Source organism: Flavobacteriales bacterium (assembly GCA_016715895.1).
Classification (GTDB): Bacteria; Bacteroidota; Bacteroidia; order Flavobacteriales_F; family PHOS-HE28; genus PHOS-HE28.
In genome coordinates, this window is record JADJXH010000005.1 from 16994 (window position 1) to 33620 (window position 16627).

Genomic DNA, 16627 nt, shown 5'->3' on the forward strand with positions numbered 1-16627 from the left:
GCGCGTGGTCGATTTGGCCGACGGCGACGACGAAAGCGCGCCGCCGGAGCTCAGATTATTTTGGATGTGCCGCCAGTATCACGCGCTACCGGAAGCGGGCGGCATGATGGATCAGGATGCGCAAACGATGTACACGATGAACTTGCTAGGCAATGTCTACGACACAGTGCAACGGGTGCGCGGATTGACCGGCGACGCCATTCACAACATGCGGCCCGACGACGGGCGGATGCTGGCATGGCTTGACGCCATAGGGGTGAGGGTCTAATGGCCGAAGTTGTTGTAGCCGTAAAATCCGTAGACCGTGGCAGTCAAAATATCCAGAGCTTCGGCGACAAGCTGGGCAAGCTGGGTATGTCCGCGCTGGGCATCAATTCGGCGATGCAAGTCGCCAGCGCGGCGATGAACGCCTTCACCGGCACGGTGCAGGGGGCATGGCGTGCGTTGGGCGAGGGCGCGGCTCTGACCACGGCTCAGGGCAACTTCGAGCGGCTGGCCGGAAGCATCGGCACAACGGCGGACGCATTGCGCAACGACCTGACGGCGGCGACGCAAGGGATGGTCTCGCAAGCGCAACTGATGGCCAGTGCCAGCGAGCTGATGGCGTTAGGCCTGACCCGCACCCACGACCAGACCGTGCGGCTCGGCAGCGTGGCCGGTCAACTCGGCTGGAACATGCAGCACCTCATCCTGGAGCTCAACAACATGTCCGGCTTGCGTCTCGACGCGCTGGGGCTGGAACTGGACAAAGTCAAGGCCAAAGCGAAAGAGTTTGAGGCGGCGGGCATGTCGGCGAAGGAAGCCTACGCCGAGGCCGTCATTACGATGGGCGAGCAGAAGCTGGACATCATCCAGTTAAGCGACGCCGAGAAAGCCATGCGGCAATTGACGACGGCGGCCGAGGACGCGGGCAATGCGTTCAAGATCGCATTCGCGCAAGGGCTGGCCGGTGACATGCAAGATCTCGCCGGTGGAGCTATGGCGATGGGCGACAGTTGGAAGTATGCCGCGGAATGGGCCGGGCAATATGCCGCCATTACTTCCGGCTTCATCTTGCGCGGTGTCACGGCGTCAGGCATGCGGATGGAGATGGACAATCTCCGTGATGCGTTTCTGGCGGCTGGCGGCAGCATGGCGGAATTCGAGGAAAGATACAAAGGCATCTTCGACATGAGCGGCCGGTTATCGGTCGAGCAATTGTCTCTGGTTATTCAGCAACTGGAAGCCGATATTGCGGCATTGAAAGACACCGCCGCTTATGCCAACCCCGAATTGCGTCAGATGGAACAATGGGGCGGGATACCCAAAGAAAAGATTCGTTCTGTCACCGAGTGGACAGACGAAGCCAAGAAGGCCGCACTGGCCGCCGCTGAGCTAAGCGACTTCAATATTTCCGGGGTGGAAGGGGCCACCCAGTCGGGAATATGGGCCGTGGCCGGGGCGCACATTCAGGGCATTCTGGACGCGGCCGAAGCCGAGGCCGCCGAGGCCGCCGACAAGATTGCGCAGGAGCACCAAGAGGCGGCCGCGGCTATACAGGAGGCCTACACGGACGCCGCGCGGCAAGCCTCCAGCGCATTCATGGCCGCACTGAAGCCGGACGCAATGCCGGACTTTGGCAATGTAGACGCAATGCGACAATCGGCGTTTGACATGGCGGGCGCGTTCGGCCTGTCTGTCCCCATCCTTGCCGACATGGGCGTGCAAATGGGTGTGATTGACGAAAAGACGGCCGAGGCCGCGGCGAAGGCGGGCATCTTTCAGTTGGCGTTACAAAATCTGTTCGGGCAACTGGCGGCCGGTAATCTGGACGTGAGCGGATTCATAGACGCTTATGACGCGCTCATTAGCGACCTGCAATCCAAGTCGCTGGTTGAAATACAGGTTGAGCTAAAGCAGGTCGAAAATCCGGCGCGGGATTCATGGGCGTGGCTTCCGGCAGAAGAACGGGTGCAAGAGGTTGAGGTTGGCGTCAAGTTTACGCCGGAACAGTCAGCCTTGCAGACCGCGCTGGGCTTGATTGACGGCATACCCGACAACAACGAGAAGCTCATCACATTCGGCGCAGAATATACGGCAGTGACGGACGCGACCGATACCATTCAAAAAGCTATCACGGCCATTGACGCGACTGTAGCTTACGTACCTGACACAAAACTCGTTAACGCTGCTAACGTGCTGATTGATCAAAGTCACCTCACCGTTATCGTTGACTACGTAACGTCCGGGACGCCTGAAATTCCTCACCGGGCGGGCGGCGGGCCTGTCAGTGAAGGTTCGCCATATTGGGTTGGCGAGGTTGGCCCTGAGCTATTCGTCCCGTGGACGGCGGGGACAATTATCCCTCATGGTCGCTCCGGCGGCGGGAAATCCGGCGATACGACCATCAACCTGAATGTCAACTTTTCAGGGCAGGTCGCCGACCCGCGCCGGGTTGTGTCGTCAATCAAACAAGGCTTGAGCGACTTCTACGCCGACTTGTTGCAAGAGGGGGTGAACTGGTAAATGGCATTGCTGGACATCACCGCATTCGACGGCACGACCATCGTTGCCTCCGGGCGCAGCATGGTCTCGATGAGCGAGACATACCCGTCCTACACGCGGATGGGCGTGCTGGAGAACGGCGCGTTGTTTGACGCCGACGGCACGGCCGACGCCGACGTGTCGCTTGGTCAGGTCACGGCACGCTACAAGATAACGCCGTCAACCAGAGGTGTGACCGCGCTAAACAGCGGCATCGCCGTGCTGAAAGGGTTACGCGGCAAGGAAGGCACGCTGACGGGCATTGAACGGGCCGCGGCTGACGTGACTTACACCTGCACCGCGCGGTGTATAGACGTGGTTCAGGAAGACATCAGCGTGCATAACGCCCCGCCAATGAACAAGAACTACTACCAGCGCGCCTATGTGACAGTCGTCTGGCAGAAGAAAACGGAGTGGGTGTAATGGGACGTTTTGGCCCGATAACCGCGCGGTTCTACTCACTGAGCGACATTTCGACCCCGCTTAATCAGGGGGGCACGACGCATCAGGCCGTATCGGGTTCATTCGATGACAACGTCAGCGGCATGGGGCAGGCCTCGCTGGTATTCGTCAACAACAACAATTTAAACACGCTGGCCGCGCAGGGCAATTTGTGCTGGGCGGTCAAGACCGACGCCGTGCGCAGCGACCTGGGTGACGGCGAGGTGACGTTTGCCGAGCCGTTCGTCATCCGCGAGCGCATCACCATCCCCGGCACGGACATGATCGAGATACGCGGCCCGCTGCTCCACTCCGATCTAAGCCGGTGGACAATCTACCGCCCGCTGGGAGCCGAGACCGTCTATAACACGACGCTGGCAGAAGCGGCCGCCGCGCCTGACACCGGGCGCACCCTGTCGGCCACGGCCACGGCGGGCGCGGATTCATTTCGGGTCAGTGCCGCGAGCGACGCCGACGTGGGCCGCGAGTTGCGCGTCAAGATGGATAACCTGCTGTGGTTCATCAGCATGATCCGCGCCGTTCGAGAGGAAGGCGGCAATAAATATCTGGACACGGTTGACCGTCTGCCGTCAACAGCCACCAGCGGCAACAATATCGAGATACGCATTCGCAAGATAAAAGTAAATGCGCCCGCCGGTCTGGCCGCCGGGCAAGAGATCACCGTCACCCTGAATAGCGGCAGCCACCAGACGCTGATTGACGAAGGGCCGACGGGCGACGCGGGCAATATCATCACCTTGCGCGATTCAATCCCCAGCCTCGCCAACTCCGGCAAAGCCGTACAGGTCAAGGATTACAGCCAACCGGCGACCAACGACATCACCCAGATCATCACCGGCTTTGCGCCCGGCTGGACGGTCGAATTCGAGACCGGCTCCGGCACGGCAACGGGCACGCGCTATCCCGGCGGCGGCGATAATGTCTACGACGTATTGCGCTCCATCGCCGACGAGACCGGTGAGCAGTTTCGACTAAAGTCCGCCGAAGCATCGCCGAAGGGGCCAAAGCGCAAGATAGTCTGGCGGCGCACGCCGGACGCGGCGGGCGTGTCGGGCACGGTCAGGCTGGTCATGCCCGCGCAGGCCGACATGGCGACCGACACCGCCAACAAAAATCGGGCCATCATGATCGAGCGGCCGCGCCACGCCGGGCATTACGACCCGGTGACGCAGGTCATCCCCGTGGCCGGTGACGCGCGGGTGACATTATTCTCATGTTCGGCGGCGGCCCTGTCGGCGGCGTCAGCGGCGGGCTTCAGTGTGACGACGACGGGGCTGGGGCTGTACGCGGCGCCATACGTGACCAACACGGCGCTTAACGGTTCCATCGGGCTGTACCAGCGGCGGGTGACGTTTAGCGAGGTGACAATCGAAGGGGATAACGTCGCCAGCATCCAGTCCGCCGCCGACCGGCTGCTAAATCTGGCGATAAACTACCTGAACGAACACACCGACGCGGCGCGAGAGATAACGGCGCGCTGCATCTCGCCTATCGGCATCCGGCCGGGGCAAAAGGTTGAGCTATATTTCCAGTCGCCAACGGGTGAATATACCATCGATTACACCAGCCCCGCGTCGCTGTATGTGCAATCCGTGCGGCGGGAATCATCGCCCGATGGAGATTATCCCGGCGCGCCGATTACGACCCTGACCTTGACGCCGTCAACATATTCCGTGCCGACGCCCAGCGCTGAAATCGGCAAGCGGTTGGCGACGGTAGAACGGATAGCGAGCAAGGCAGCATCGCCGCAACTGATTAACATGGCCGTGGCGTTCGGCTCCGGGTCGGGGGCTTTACCTGGCGGCGGGGGCGCGCCGCCTGTCGGCTCCTACCTGCCGCTGACCGGCGGCACAATGACCGGCAACATCGGATTCAGCGGCACGCAGACGGTAGACGGGGTGGACATCTCGGCCCATGCCGCCAACGCCTCGGCTCACCACGCGCCGGTCACGGCGGGCGACAATTCCATCAACGTGAGCGGGCAAGCGGTATCGGTCAAGCGACCGGCCAACAGCGGCGTCAAGGTTGACGCGACCGGCGTCTATCTCAACCCCTCCACCCTGACGGCGGCCACGACCAACGCCGTGAGCGGCGACGGGCCACACCCACGCTATCACGACCACGGCCAACGCCAAGACGACGACCAATACCATTCTGCAAGGCGACGGCTCAGGCGACCTGACGACGCGGTACTTTGTGGCCGACAAAGTGACGACCCCCCAGGTTGACACGAGTGTCGGCAATCTGACATTGAAACCGGCGGGGAGTTTGAACATCAACCCCACCGGCAACACGGCTGAGCTATTGTCGGCGACGACGCTCAAGACGAATCACTGGTCGAGCGGCTTCCTCGGCACGGGCTGGGGTGTGACCTATGCCGGGGCCGCCGACTTCCGCAGCATCTACGCCGACGAATTGCACGTGGCCGCGTTCATCGCCGACACCGCGCGGGTGAAAGTGGGTAGCGAGTACATCACCCCATCGATGGCTCTGGTTTCGCGCGGCTTTACCATTCCGGCGGTCAGTTCGACCGGCACGCTGTACGTCGAGGACGCGCCGGGGCTGGACAATCTGCCGGTCTTTGCTAACGAGGACTGGGTGCTGTTGCGCATCATGAACCGCTCCGGCGGGGGACTAAGCGTACAAAATGCATGGGGCCAGGTGGCCGGATATGCCGACCTTGCCGCCGGTGAGCAGTCATGGACATTCACCACACGCAGCGCGGGGTCAGCCGTGGGGCAAGTTGCGCAGCGCGGCAGCATGGCGATGGACTTCGGCATATCGGGCGACGGCTGGCTATGGCAGACGGCCATCGACCCGGCGGGCGCGCCCTATCTTGGCATCACCACATGGCAAGGGGCCGACCCCTACACGGACGCCAACCGGTCGCACCAGATAAGGCTGGGGCAGCTATCGGGGGTGACGGGACAATCCGAGTTCGGCTTGCGCGTCGGCACGACCAATACCAACCATATCACCCTGAGCAACTTGCGGCGCGAATTTCACGGCACGCGCGTATCGCTCTACGCGGCCCGTGGTGGCACGCTGCAACTGTCGGCCATCGATGTTAGGCACTACCGGACAATATCGGCCTATAGCTCCTTAGTGCCCAACGAAGATCATTTAGCTGAGGGCCTTACATCGACGGCGGGCAACTACTGGTCAACCATCGACGAAGGGGCGGGGTCGCCCAACCACAGCGACTACGTGGCCAATATGCCCGGCTCCGACGGCGTGCTGTTTGTCGGGCTGACTAACCCGACGTGGAACGGCAACACGGTCATGGTGACGTTCTACGCGGCCATCAAGACGGTCAACTTCTCCGGCGATTCCGTCAAGCTGTACGCGCAGGTGTTCACGGCTGACCAACTGACGCCGCTATCGGGCGAAGTGCTGGTCTACACGGCCACGAGCAACACGACGACGACCGTCACCGTGGGCGATGCCGCCCGCCTGAACAACGCGACACAGGCGCAATGGAACGGGGCGCGGCTCCGCTTGCGCTGGGAGTACATCATCGGCGACACGGCGTTCGAGGCCATCCGGCTCGATCCGAACGTGCCCTCGCTGGCCGTGGGCCACCCCTTGCCGACGGGCTACGAGGCGGGCGGTGACGGCTTCTGGGTAGGCCGTGACGCGGGCACGTACAAAATGCGGCTGGGCAAGGCGACCGGCGTCGGTTTGCGCTGGGACGGCTCCACGCTGGCCATCCGCAACAGCGACAACCAGAACGTCATCGAGCTAAAGTCCGACGGCACGTCGAGCTTTGCCCGCCCCCTGTCGCTGGGTACGAACGGCGGTATCTGGCAAGCCTCTACCGGCACGTTTGCCGCGCCAAAATCGGGCCTGAAGATATGGAACGAAAGCGGCGAGGGGCGGCTGGCCATGTTTGACAGCAATGGCAACCAGGGTGTGACGTTGCGCCATGACCGGGGGATTGAGATAGCCAATGCGGGAGATATTAAAAATTCGGCGGGCATTATCTTTTCCGAAACACCCGGCGGAGCGCCGTTTGGTGGCTTATACGTTGCTAAGATTGTCAATTATAATGTAGCCAATTTTCGTATCGCTGATAGTGGAGACAATTATACTGGATTCCTCGCGGAGCGGACCCTCGCTGTCTCTCAAGCAACGATGTATAGCGCGGACGTGAGGCTTTCGCTCAACTCAACCGACAAGTATCTTTACTTGACGGCTACCACGTCCTATCCCAGCTTCTACATTGGCCGCGGCGGTCTTGGCGTCGGCTACAACCCCACTGCTCTACCCGCCATTCCCGTGGGCGTCATCGCCCTCAACTTGGGCGGCAACAGCGACAACGCGCAAATCGTTCTACAGGACACGACCGACATCGCCCACGGCATGACCGCCATTGCGAGTACCTCGACGTATGCCAACTTCGGGAAGCTGAATAACAGCGACGGCGGCCTGCTGATACGCGGCCTGACGGAAACGGTTGTTGGGCTAAATCTGGCCGGATACGGAACGACGACCAACACGGCGACCAGCACGGCGGCGACCGGCGCGGTGCATGTCAGCGCGTTTAAGAAGAGCGGTACGGGCACAACGAGCTACGGTTCCAGCGACAATATTTTCGTTGTACGTAATAATCTCGATACGCGCTTCATCGTCAAGGGCAACGGCGACTTCGCTTACGACGGCACGGGGGCGGCCTACGACGAGCATGACGACGTGGGGTTACTGCGTGCCCTGGCCCGCGAAATGTGGGGCGGCACGATTGACAGCGTGTGGGACAAGTTCATTACGACCAATCGGCGGAACCTGATTGACGCCGGAATCATTAGCGACGGCGGCTTCATCAATGGCGCCGCGCTCAATCGGCTGCTGACCGGCGCGGTCTGGCAACTGGCGACAAAAATTAAAGAACTGGAGGAAAAATTGGCATGACGGAAGAAAAGATTAAGGCAAGAGTAGAAGAACTTAAGGCGCAACGCGACCAACTGATTCAGGAAGCCAACGGCAGTATTGCTTACCTGAATGGGCAGATTGCCGCGCTGGAAGCCTTGCTCGTTCCCGAAGAAAGCGAAGCGACGGAATAACCTGCTTTGTATTGCCGATAGCTAGTCATGGCTACGTTCAACACATCCGTCGCCGCTTCCTCCGACGACGCCCGCCAGTCCGGCGGTTCCGGCACAATGAACCTCACCGGTTCCACAATCAACAGCGGAGCCACAAACACATGGATCGGCCTCCGTTTCACTAACGTCACCATCCCCGCCGGCAGCACAATCAACAGCGCCTACATCAGCGTCCGTACCACCACAGAAGACGACCCCGACCTTGACATCTACGGCGAAGATACCGACGACGCCGCCACCTTCACCACCACCAATAACGACATCAGCGGCCGCACCCTCACCACCGCCAAAGTCAACTGGACAGCCACCAACATCGGCACAGCAACATGGTGCAACAGCCCGGACATCGCCACAGTCATACAGGAGATAATCGACCGCGCCGGATGGAGCAGCGGTAACGACATCGCCATCATCCTCGACACCCTAAGCGGATCAGGCATGATCATCAGAGCCTACGACGGCGGAACCGGAGACTACCCGTCCATCACCATCGACTACACGTCATCCCTAAATGTCACCGAGAGCGTGACCATTGCCGCCAAGAGGGGGGGAGACTGGGGCGCATTAGCCGGGGCGTTTGGCGGGCTGACCGTGGGGCGTGGCTTGGCCGCGGGCACGCCGGGCGCGGCGGGGGTAGGCGCGGGCGCGACAATCAGCCGTCTGCTGGCCATGACCGGCGGGGACATCGTGGGAGCGCAAGAGGCCGCGACCGTTCTGCGAGCGTTGGGCTTCTCGCCGGTAGCACTGGCGGGCGGCGCGGGCAGCTTGTCACTGGACACGAGCCGGGGCGCAGGCAGTGACGGGGTAGCAGGCGCGGCGGACGGCTTTACGATTCTCCGGGCGTTGACCATGACCGGAGACGGGGCGGCAAGCGCAACGGACGGTGTGGTGCTGGCGGCCTTGCGCGATATGGTAACGACCGGCGGGCTATCGCTGGCCGAGGCCATTACGCTGGCCATCGGATATAGCGTAACCGTTCAGGACGGTTTCACCGTCCTGGAGGCCATGACGCTGGGGCGGGCCTTGTCCGTCGGATACGCCGGGCAAGCGACCGGTTACGTCGGGTTGACGCTGGCATTGGCACGGGCATTGTCAGACGATGCGACGGCGGCGGCAAGCGCGGCGGGCACGTTGCTCAGGGAACACGGCGTCATCATTACGCCCGTGGCCGGGGTGGACGAGGCGACCACGCTGAGCGTCACCCGCGCCGTGGACATGACGACAATCCGTCAGTTTGCCGAGGCCCTGTTGCTGGCTATGGGCCGGGATGTTGGCGCGACGGCGGGGACAGGGCTGGCCGAGGCTGTTGCGTTGGGCCGGGCACTAATAGCCGAGAGCGGCGCAAGTGCGAACGCGGCGGATGCACTAACGACCGGGCTGATTGCGGCCCTGACCGCCAACGGGACGGCTGAGGTCTTGACCGCGCTCACCTTGTTGCGGGCGCAGGCAGTGGAGCAGTCAAGCGCGGCGACAGCGCGGGACGGCGTGGTGCTGGCCATCGACCGCGCCCTCGACATGGTTGCGGCAAGAGCAGCCGCCGAAGCCCTCACGCTGGCCGTCGCGCAGGGGCTTGATGTTGCGGACGTGCTGAACGCCGCCGTCGGCATTGCGTTGGGGCAAGCCGCCGGACTGGCCGCCGACACGCAGACGGCCATTTACACATTGTTCACGCTGGCCCGGTCGCAGGACATGACCGCCGACGGGCTGGCCGAGGCTTTGGCCGCGCTCTATCTGGAACGGGTTGATACCGCGTCTGTCACCCCGTCGGCGGGGCTGGCTGGCGCGATAGGACTATCGGTTTACCGGAGTGTGGGAGTTGGTATCACGATACTAATCACACACCGGCATATATTCGTTATAGATAACGAAGACAGGGTATACATTGTAGATACAGAAAGCAGAACATTTAGCGTCGCGCGGGAAACGCGCAAATTTACAGTTGACAGAGGTGAGTAAAAATGGACGGTATTAAATCTTCGATGGTTCGCAGTACGCTGTATGAGATAGTTGCCCACGACAAGGACGGCAATGAGTTGTGGCGCGAGAGCGTCCCGAATCTGGTGACGACCGCCGGATTGAACGACAGCCTTGACAAGCATTTCAAGGGGTCATCCTATACGGCGGCATGGTACGTCGGCATTACCGCCGGCTCCCCCACGTTCGCGGCCGGGGACACGATGAGCAGTCATGCCGGATGGACTGAGGTTGCGGCCTATGACGAAGCCAACCGGCAGACGCTGACGCTGGGAAGCGTTAGCGCGGGGTCGGTCGATAACAGCGCGTCGAAGGCGGTCTTTACCATCTCGACCAACAGCACCGTTATCGGCGGGGCGTTTCTGGTGACTAACAATACCAAGTCAGGCACAACCGGCACGCTCTATGGCGGCGCGGCTTTCACCGCTAACCGGACGCTAAACGACAATGACACGCTGACCATCACGGTCACGCTGACGGCTGCCAACGCATAAGGATAACGCCATGACCGCACAGACGTTTCGGGCAACGAAAGACGCCAACGCCGTGCTGGACTACACGCTGGACTGGTCGCAGTGGTTGACGACGGGGGATGACCTTGCTACCTCGACGTGGACTACTACGACCGGTCTGGTGAAGGACAGCGACGCGCTGGACGCGGATAATACAACGACGGTTTGGCTGTCCGGCGGCACGCCCGGTCAAACGTATGTGGCGACCAACCGCATTACAACGACCGGCGGGCGTACCGACGACCGGTCAATCACGGTTTTCGTGACCGAGCGATGAGTTAGGGGCACATGATGACCATCACCTACCTGTTGCAATACCTGCTGCTGGTCGAATTCGTGGCCGCGCTGGTATTGTGCGTCTGGATGTATTGCAAGCAACCGGCGCGACGGCTGGAGGTCATCATGCCCCTCACGTGGTCGCTTAACGGCGTGCTGTTCTATGGGGCAGTACTGACGGGCATCCTGCCGCCCGGCGAGACGGCGATACTGCTGAGCGCGGCCTTGTGGCTGCATAGCGTGTCGCTGGTGCTGGGCGGGCTGGTCATCTACATCTGGCAACCGAACAGGGGGAATGACAGTGGACTATGAAGCATGGGCGGCGGTCATTATGTTCGTCGCATTGATCTCCCTGCCGGGCTGGTCGGCACTGTACATCGCCCGCAAGCGGAACGATCCTACGGCCTACGCGGCGATGGAAGCGACCATCCGGGGGCTATCGGAACAGGTAGCCTCGATGCACGCCGAAATTAGCAGATTGCAAACAAAGGTGGCTGACCTGACGCTGGGCGTCAGTATCCTGTCGTCGCAACTCATGGGCCTCGGCCACAAGCCGGAATACCCCGTGGCGACGACGGACGGCGCAAGCGACACGCCGACAGTTGACCCCAAAGAGTTGTACACGCGGCTATCGAAGGAATTCGACAGCAATGAACTGGATGACCTTGCCTTCCGGCTGGGCGTCAATGCCGACGACCTGGGTGAGGCGACCGCAAGCGGCAAGGCGCGGGCACTGATAGCCTACGCCAAACGGCATGGGGAATTCGACAAACTGGTGGCCGCCATGTATCAGGTCAGGCCACCGAGGGGAAAATTTTGAGCATACTGGTAAATGGCGACTTTAGCGACGGCTTCACCGGCTGGAAGTTCCACGCGCCGAAGGGGAGCAGCTTCGACATTGAGCATGGCATGGCGCGGCTGACGGTGGCAAGTCGCAGTGACAACATCCAGCTATATCAGGCGGGCCTAACGCTGGAGCCGGAGACGCGCTACCTGCTGACGTTCACGGCGTCATCGGAAGGGCCGCACACGCTGGCCGTTCACGTGCATCGCAACAAAGCGCCTCATGGCTCCTACGGTCTGCAAAACTACATCGCGGACGTGGACAGGGAGGCCAAGTCATTCGCCACCTACTTCACCACGCCGAAAGGGGTGCTGGACGACGGGCGGCTGCGCATTTGGCTGGCCCCTTACGCTGATAAGGGGTCGGTCTATCGCATCGGCCACGTGTCACTGGTCAAGGCCGTCGAGGAGCCGCTACCGGAACCGGAGCAACAGCCACGGCGGGTTATCCACGTCATCGCCCGCACTATTATGTCGGGTGACACGCTCGAAGTCCGCTATGTGCCGCCGGACAAAATCAAGGTTGACGAGCGCGGCGATATTGACTGGGACGCCACGCCGTGGCGGATGGTGGCCGTTTATGCGCCCGACACGGATTAGTGATGACGAGGGCGCGACGATGACCGCGCTCCATGACGCGGGCGTGCGACCGGCCTATATCGCCGCCTACACAGGCCGGACGGCCAACGGCGTGACCGGCTGGCTGAAACGCAACGGCGGCTATACGACGCGCCGGATGACGCCTGATGAGTGCGCCGAGATAGAACGGCTGTACTACGACGGCATGAGCATCGAGCAGGTGGCCGAGGCCGTCGGGCGGTCTCATGGCGGCGTGCGATACTACCTGAAGCAGCGCGACCTGTTCCGGCCCGAACGCACCCACGTCACACCTGCTATGAGTGACAAGATGCGCACGTGGTACGAGCGGGGTGTGCCGGTCGCCTCCATTGCCGCGCGGCTGGGAGTGGGCGAAGGCACGATCTACAACCACGTGCCCGCTTCGAGACGGCGGCAGATGACCGACGAGCAGGTGGCCGCGATTGTCGCGTCCTACCAGCGCGGTGATTATGTCAGTGACATTGCACGGGCCACGGGCTGGTCGGAGCGTGCAATCAGAGACAGCTTGAAATCCGCAGGCGTGTATACGCCGGGCCGGTCGCCCCAACGAAAGGGGGCGGGCTGGCATCATCATGAAGACCGTATTTTTAGCCGCCATGCGGCAAGGAGAAATAAAGATGAGTATTGAGACTGTAACCCCGGCTGTCATTGCGGCGGCCATCCTGTCGATTGTCCTGGAGTGGTTGCCCGGCGTGGCCGGATGGTTCGAGGCTCTGTCGTCGGCCAAGAAGACCACGATTAACGCCGCGCTCGTCGCTCTCATCAGCGGCGGGCTGGTGCTGGGCAATTGCTACCTTTGGGGCAACACGTGCCCGGCGAATCCGTGGGGCACGCTGGGCGAGATTCTGGTCGTGCTTCTGCTGGCCTCGGCGGGCAATCAGGCAGTCCATTCCATGACGCGGCGCGACATCTTCGCCTGACCATGATGCAGCACGACCAGCCGACAGAGCTTAGGGACTATCTGACCGAGGCCGAGGCCGTGGTAACGGAGTGGTACAGCCGCGCCGGTGTCACGCCTTCCCATGACGCCAACCTTGAGCTTCTGGCGACGCTGGCCGTGCTGCAAACGGTCATGAGCAGTGAGCGAACGTTTTACGAACTGACGGCGGCGGTCAAGATTTACCTGACCGCCGCCTTTCAGATGGGGCGTGCCTGTGGCAACTGTTCTGGCGATTGTCAGTGACCTGCATTGCAATTCGACCGTAGCCTTGTGCCCGCCGGTCATTAATCTTGGCACAGGCGAAAACGGCGTGTCTTGCGCAGTCGGTCGCACAACTGCCCGCAATTGTCACAAAGATAGAACCCGGTTATTAAGCACAACTGCGTGAAGGCCATAATCTATTTTGGTCGCCAGCGAGCGGCGGCGTGTGCCCAATCGACCGGCGGAGGAGGGGGAAGCTCTCTGTCCTCGCGCTCCATCCATTCGTCGCTGGCATCGAACGGAAAAGATGCGCCCGATTCAAGGCCGCGCTCAGGCTGCGGGTCGGTCGGATTGTCAATGTATTTGTATGTCATGATCATTCCTCTTTATCTAGGCCAAACGCTCGGTCGATAGCCGCGTCAATTTCGGGGTGTTCGCGGACATATCTATAGGCATCCCCCGCCATTATGTCGGCCAGTTGCGCCCGGAGCGCGTCCGCCACGGCCTCGGCATCAAACGCCCGTCGCTGGTACAGGTCAACGACGGCCAGCGCGGATTCGAGTTCTGCCTCGGCTGCTGCTGCTCGTTCCATCCAGTCCATCGTTTCGGCGCTGGTTGTTGTTGTGTGTTTCGTCATGGTTGTTTCTCCATTTCAACTACTGCCGGTTTCGGCCGCATGTGGATCACAATGCGCCACCGGCTGATTTCTACTCGCTCGAATTCCAGTTCGTGCCGCTCGCCGTGTTGGGCGGCGAATTGCATCGCTAGATGAACGAGCCGGGCGGCGTGTTGGTTGATTAGGGCGTCGAGGGCGGTCAGGCCGTCGTCCATCATCCGCACCCATTCCTCGACTTCACCCGCCTGTACCCATCGATAGCGGCGCGGTGAGCCGCGTCGTCCTTGCACATGTCGCACACCTCCCCTTTTGCCAGTTCGACGGGCACGACAATGCTGCACCGGGGACAGCGAAACCGCGCCGCTTCACGGGTGCACGAGCGACAAATGCCATGTTCGTTTAGAACCATCTTGCGCCCGCACATCGAGCATGGGCGCGGGACGTTGTGCCCCCTCTGCTCCAGCCCAAGGTCGGCAAAACGTCGCCACAGGGTGACGCGCCCTATGCCCACTTCGGTGGCCAGCGCGGTGATACCCTCGCCGTCCATGTACCGGGCGTGGAGCTTAAGTACCACGTCATCGGGCGCGAGGCGTGCGCGTCGGAGAGGCTCGCGTACATCCGCCTTGAGCGGACGTTCCTCGTTATGGGTACGATGCCACTGGTAGCAGGAATTGCATCGACCATGTCGCAGTTCCTGAACCACACGCCCGCAGTTGGAGCAGGTGCGCTTGGCCGGAGGCGTTGTTTTCAGGGGCAGCCCCAAGCCCCTGAACCAGTCGTGGACGGTCACTGGTTTCACCCCCGCTTCCTCGGCAAGGGTCGCCACCGGTTCGCCCGCCAGATAACGGTCGTGGAACGCGCGGATGTCGTTGTCGCTGCTTGCTCGTGCGCTGGTTCCGTACCACGGCGGGCGACCGAGAACGGACGCGCCGCTACCGAGGAACGGGTCAACAAAGTTTGGCGTGTCACCGAGCCACTTCCAGACCTCGCGCATGATTTTGCTCTTGCCGCCGAACCACGGATAGGGTGCTTTCAAGGTCATATCTTCACCAGTTCGTTTGCGTCCACCTGGTACGCGCGGCCCTCGCCGGGTTCATCTTCGACCAGCACGGTTACGAATTTGTTTGTGCCTATCGGCGCGGTAATGACTTTGGCGAGACGCCCGTCAGGGAGGCGGACGCGGTCGTTGACGGTTAGGTTAGTCATGGGTGTCCTCGTCAGGGGGCATTTCGGATGCGTGTCCATGGGTTGTCACTTTGTCCCTCGTGTTTTGTGTTGCGCCATAAACTCAGCAAACAGGGCCTGAACTTCGGCAGACGTGTAAGTTTTTTCGCTAACCGGTGGGTTCTTTGGCGCGGCCACTACTCGCACGGTAAATCGGTACCTGGACGGATTAACGATTTCAAAACGCCAACCGGCACGCTCTGCCGCTGACGGTCGGGCCGTGTAATGACGAAATAGCCAGGACAACGCCTCTGGCGTTACGCCTAAAATGTGTCCCCACATCTCCAGGTTGCCCATACATACCTCGTCTCCGACGGCGGGGCGCGTATGCTCCAGCGCGGCCAGTACGGTTTTGGTAATGGCGAGTTTTCCTGTCGAAGTGCGAACTAAACCGGTCGAATTGTTTTCTTTGGGCGTGTCGTCGGAAAAGTCCAACATCGGCGGCGGGGCAGGCTTTTTCTCTCTTTGAGGTGTAAGGTCGCGCGATATATTGATCGCCTTGATACCGTTGCCCCAATGCGTTAGCCATTCCCGCTTTCCAATAATTTTGCGCAATTCCGGTATCTCGGAGTAAGCGTATTGCTTCGCCTCATTGCGACTCATGCCGGCTTCGAGGGCCTGCTCATACTTTGCCAATCCATCGTTTATTAAATCCATCTCTGTCATTTTGTTCCTCATAATGTGCCCCGCCTCGCCGCGTGAGCGCGGACGGGATAAGTCAGGTCGGTCAGTCAAAATCAGCCACCCGCTCCAACAGCCACGCCGTGCGACCGTCCGGGTGACTGTCGGCTACTTCGCGCAGTCGTTTAACGTCAGCCGCGTCTACCCAGAACGAGAACCGCCGTTTGCCGACAGGCGGCGGTCGCCGGTCGCACTGCTTGTATTGTGTGTGCACGCGCCCGCACTCCTCGCAAGGCACGACCGGCACGGCTCGCGGCGGCAGTCCCAACATGCGCCGGTGCTTTGGGTCGCGCGGGTCGCGCCCGTCCACGGCAATGGCCCGCAAGGTGCTATGGCTGATACCGCTAAATTCGCGCTGTAAGGCGATTTGTCGCCATGACAGGCCGGATGTATCGTGTAGTTCATTTAGGCGCGTCCTGAGGCCGTACAGTGCGTGTACAGTGGCGTCTGTCAAGTGTTCACCCTCCTCGCGCCGGGTCGCGGCGCAAATGCGTCCGGTCAATCGGCGGCGGTACGTCGCCGGGCGGCTCTCCGGGGGTTTCCTCGAAGGCGATGATGGTATAGCCGTCGCGCCGGGTGACGGTGATGTTGGGGGTAACGCGCTGGGGTGAGCTGTCAGCTCTCAGCATGACGTTGACGGCGTAGGCCAACAGACGGA

20 protein-coding genes are annotated in these 16627 nt (G+C 61.3%); 15 read left to right on the plus strand and 5 right to left on the minus strand.

What is annotated here, in order from left to right; genetic code table 11:
* Nucleotides 1-4 precede the first annotated feature (4 nt).
* The 15 genes from IPM49_18420 to IPM49_18490 all read left to right on the plus strand — a co-directional run bounded on the left by IPM49_18420 (nucleotide 5) and on the right by IPM49_18490 (nucleotide 13490).
* Complete coding sequence (locus IPM49_18420; GenBank protein ID MBK9276494.1) at nucleotides 5-268, plus strand: hypothetical protein; 264 nt, start codon at nucleotides 5-7, stop codon at nucleotides 266-268.
* Nucleotides 268-2505, plus strand: a complete 2238-nt coding sequence (locus IPM49_18425) for a hypothetical protein (GenBank protein MBK9276495.1) — start codon at nucleotides 268-270, stop codon at nucleotides 2503-2505. Before IPM49_18420 ends, IPM49_18425 begins: the two co-directional genes overlap by 1 nt.
* Nucleotides 2506-2946 (plus strand): hypothetical protein, encoded by a 441-nt coding sequence (locus tag IPM49_18430; protein MBK9276496.1) that lies wholly within the window; start codon nucleotides 2506-2508, stop codon nucleotides 2944-2946.
* A gap of 122 nt (nucleotides 2947-3068) precedes the next feature.
* A complete protein-coding gene (locus IPM49_18435; GenBank protein ID MBK9276497.1) occupies nucleotides 3069-5213 on the plus strand; it encodes a hypothetical protein in 2145 nt (714 codons plus the stop codon).
* Nucleotides 5194-7893 carry a hypothetical protein gene (locus IPM49_18440; protein MBK9276498.1) on the plus strand — a complete coding sequence of 900 codons (2700 nt, stop codon included), beginning with the start codon at nucleotides 5194-5196 and terminating at the stop codon, nucleotides 7891-7893. Before IPM49_18435 ends, IPM49_18440 begins: the two co-directional genes overlap by 20 nt.
* Nucleotides 7890-8045 (plus strand): hypothetical protein, encoded by a 156-nt coding sequence (locus IPM49_18445; GenBank protein MBK9276499.1) that lies wholly within the window; start codon nucleotides 7890-7892, stop codon nucleotides 8043-8045. Before IPM49_18440 ends, IPM49_18445 begins: the two co-directional genes overlap by 4 nt.
* Before the next feature lie 27 nt (nucleotides 8046-8072).
* The gene (locus IPM49_18450; protein ID MBK9276500.1) at nucleotides 8073-10040 is read left to right on the plus strand and encodes a hypothetical protein; all 1968 of its coding nucleotides are present in this window, start codon (nucleotides 8073-8075) and stop codon (nucleotides 10038-10040) included.
* 23 nt (nucleotides 10041-10063) lie between these two features.
* The gene (locus IPM49_18455; GenBank protein MBK9276501.1) at nucleotides 10064-10552 is read left to right on the plus strand and encodes a hypothetical protein; all 489 of its coding nucleotides are present in this window, start codon (nucleotides 10064-10066) and stop codon (nucleotides 10550-10552) included.
* 10 nt (nucleotides 10553-10562) lie between these two features.
* Nucleotides 10563-10847 carry a hypothetical protein gene (locus tag IPM49_18460; GenBank protein MBK9276502.1) on the plus strand — a complete coding sequence of 95 codons (285 nt, stop codon included), beginning with the start codon at nucleotides 10563-10565 and terminating at the stop codon, nucleotides 10845-10847.
* Nucleotides 10848-10858: 11 nt separating this feature from the next.
* Complete coding sequence (locus tag IPM49_18465) at nucleotides 10859-11158, plus strand: hypothetical protein (protein ID MBK9276503.1); 300 nt, start codon at nucleotides 10859-10861, stop codon at nucleotides 11156-11158.
* On the plus strand, nucleotides 11142-11666 hold the full coding sequence (locus tag IPM49_18470; GenBank protein ID MBK9276504.1) for a hypothetical protein: 525 nt from the start codon (nucleotides 11142-11144) through the stop codon (nucleotides 11664-11666). Before IPM49_18465 ends, IPM49_18470 begins: the two co-directional genes overlap by 17 nt.
* A complete protein-coding gene (locus IPM49_18475; GenBank protein ID MBK9276505.1) occupies nucleotides 11663-12289 on the plus strand; it encodes a carbohydrate binding domain-containing protein in 627 nt (208 codons plus the stop codon). The genes IPM49_18470 and IPM49_18475 overlap by 4 nt, the downstream gene beginning before the upstream one ends.
* 19 nt (nucleotides 12290-12308) lie before the next feature.
* Nucleotides 12309-12935, plus strand: coding sequence for a helix-turn-helix domain-containing protein (locus IPM49_18480; GenBank protein MBK9276506.1), 627 nt, complete (start codon nucleotides 12309-12311; stop codon nucleotides 12933-12935).
* Nucleotides 12904-13227: a hypothetical protein gene (locus tag IPM49_18485; GenBank protein MBK9276507.1), complete on the plus strand. Its 324-nt coding sequence runs from the start codon at nucleotides 12904-12906 to the stop codon at nucleotides 13225-13227. Before IPM49_18480 ends, IPM49_18485 begins: the two co-directional genes overlap by 32 nt.
* 2 nt (nucleotides 13228-13229) lie before the next feature.
* Nucleotides 13230-13490 carry a hypothetical protein gene (locus tag IPM49_18490; GenBank protein ID MBK9276508.1) on the plus strand — a complete coding sequence of 87 codons (261 nt, stop codon included), beginning with the start codon at nucleotides 13230-13232 and terminating at the stop codon, nucleotides 13488-13490.
* 334 nt (nucleotides 13491-13824) lie between these two features.
* On the opposite strand, the gene IPM49_18495 is transcribed toward IPM49_18490, so the two are convergent.
* The 5 genes from IPM49_18495 to IPM49_18515 form a co-directional block, all read right to left on the minus strand.
* Entirely contained in the window at nucleotides 13825-14040 is a 216-nt protein-coding gene (locus IPM49_18495; protein ID MBK9276509.1) for a hypothetical protein, read from the minus strand.
* Between the two features lie 41 nt (nucleotides 14041-14081).
* Nucleotides 14082-14279, minus strand: coding sequence for a hypothetical protein (locus IPM49_18500; protein MBK9276510.1), 198 nt, complete (start codon nucleotides 14277-14279; stop codon nucleotides 14082-14084).
* Nucleotides 14279-15106: a hypothetical protein gene (locus IPM49_18505; GenBank protein MBK9276511.1), complete on the minus strand. Its 828-nt coding sequence runs from the start codon at nucleotides 15104-15106 to the stop codon at nucleotides 14279-14281. The genes IPM49_18500 and IPM49_18505 overlap by 1 nt, the downstream gene beginning before the upstream one ends.
* 209 nt (nucleotides 15107-15315) lie before the next feature.
* Nucleotides 15316-15954: a hypothetical protein gene (locus IPM49_18510; protein ID MBK9276512.1), complete on the minus strand. Its 639-nt coding sequence runs from the start codon at nucleotides 15952-15954 to the stop codon at nucleotides 15316-15318.
* 473 nt (nucleotides 15955-16427) lie between these two features.
* A complete protein-coding gene (locus tag IPM49_18515) occupies nucleotides 16428-16619 on the minus strand; it encodes a hypothetical protein (protein MBK9276513.1) in 192 nt (63 codons plus the stop codon).
* Nucleotides 16620-16627: the final 8 nt, after the last annotated feature.

What these genes read in the sequence shown, in the direction of transcription:
- IPM49_18435 (MBK9276497.1), top strand. Translation starts at nt 3,069, where the DNA reads ATGGGGCAGGCCTCGCTGGTATTCGTCAACAACAACAATTTAAACACG.
- IPM49_18430 (MBK9276496.1), top strand. Translation starts at nt 2,506, where the DNA reads ATGGCATTGCTGGACATCACCGCATTCGACGGCACGACCATCGTTGCC.
- IPM49_18465 (MBK9276503.1), top strand. Translation starts at nt 10,859, where the DNA reads ATGATGACCATCACCTACCTGTTGCAATACCTGCTGCTGGTCGAATTC.
- IPM49_18425 (MBK9276495.1), top strand. Translation starts at nt 268, where the DNA reads ATGGCCGAAGTTGTTGTAGCCGTAAAATCCGTAGACCGTGGCAGTCAA.
- IPM49_18490 (MBK9276508.1), top strand. Translation starts at nt 13,230, where the DNA reads ATGATGCAGCACGACCAGCCGACAGAGCTTAGGGACTATCTGACCGAG.
- IPM49_18480 (MBK9276506.1), top strand. Translation starts at nt 12,309, where the DNA reads ATGACCGCGCTCCATGACGCGGGCGTGCGACCGGCCTATATCGCCGCC.
- IPM49_18485 (MBK9276507.1), top strand. Translation starts at nt 12,904, where the DNA reads ATGCGGCAAGGAGAAATAAAGATGAGTATTGAGACTGTAACCCCGGCT.
- IPM49_18450 (MBK9276500.1), top strand. Translation starts at nt 8,073, where the DNA reads ATGGCTACGTTCAACACATCCGTCGCCGCTTCCTCCGACGACGCCCGC.
- IPM49_18495 (MBK9276509.1), bottom strand. Translation starts at nt 14,040, where the DNA reads ATGGAACGAGCAGCAGCAGCCGAGGCAGAACTCGAATCCGCGCTGGCC.
- IPM49_18505 (MBK9276511.1), bottom strand. Translation starts at nt 15,106, where the DNA reads ATGACCTTGAAAGCACCCTATCCGTGGTTCGGCGGCAAGAGCAAAATC.
- IPM49_18445 (MBK9276499.1), top strand. Translation starts at nt 7,890, where the DNA reads ATGACGGAAGAAAAGATTAAGGCAAGAGTAGAAGAACTTAAGGCGCAA.
- IPM49_18460 (MBK9276502.1), top strand. Translation starts at nt 10,563, where the DNA reads ATGACCGCACAGACGTTTCGGGCAACGAAAGACGCCAACGCCGTGCTG.
- IPM49_18455 (MBK9276501.1), top strand. Translation starts at nt 10,064, where the DNA reads ATGGTTCGCAGTACGCTGTATGAGATAGTTGCCCACGACAAGGACGGC.
- IPM49_18470 (MBK9276504.1), top strand. Translation starts at nt 11,142, where the DNA reads ATGACAGTGGACTATGAAGCATGGGCGGCGGTCATTATGTTCGTCGCA.
- IPM49_18500 (MBK9276510.1), bottom strand. Translation starts at nt 14,279, where the DNA reads ATGGACGACGGCCTGACCGCCCTCGACGCCCTAATCAACCAACACGCC.
- IPM49_18510 (MBK9276512.1), bottom strand. Translation starts at nt 15,954, where the DNA reads ATGACAGAGATGGATTTAATAAACGATGGATTGGCAAAGTATGAGCAG.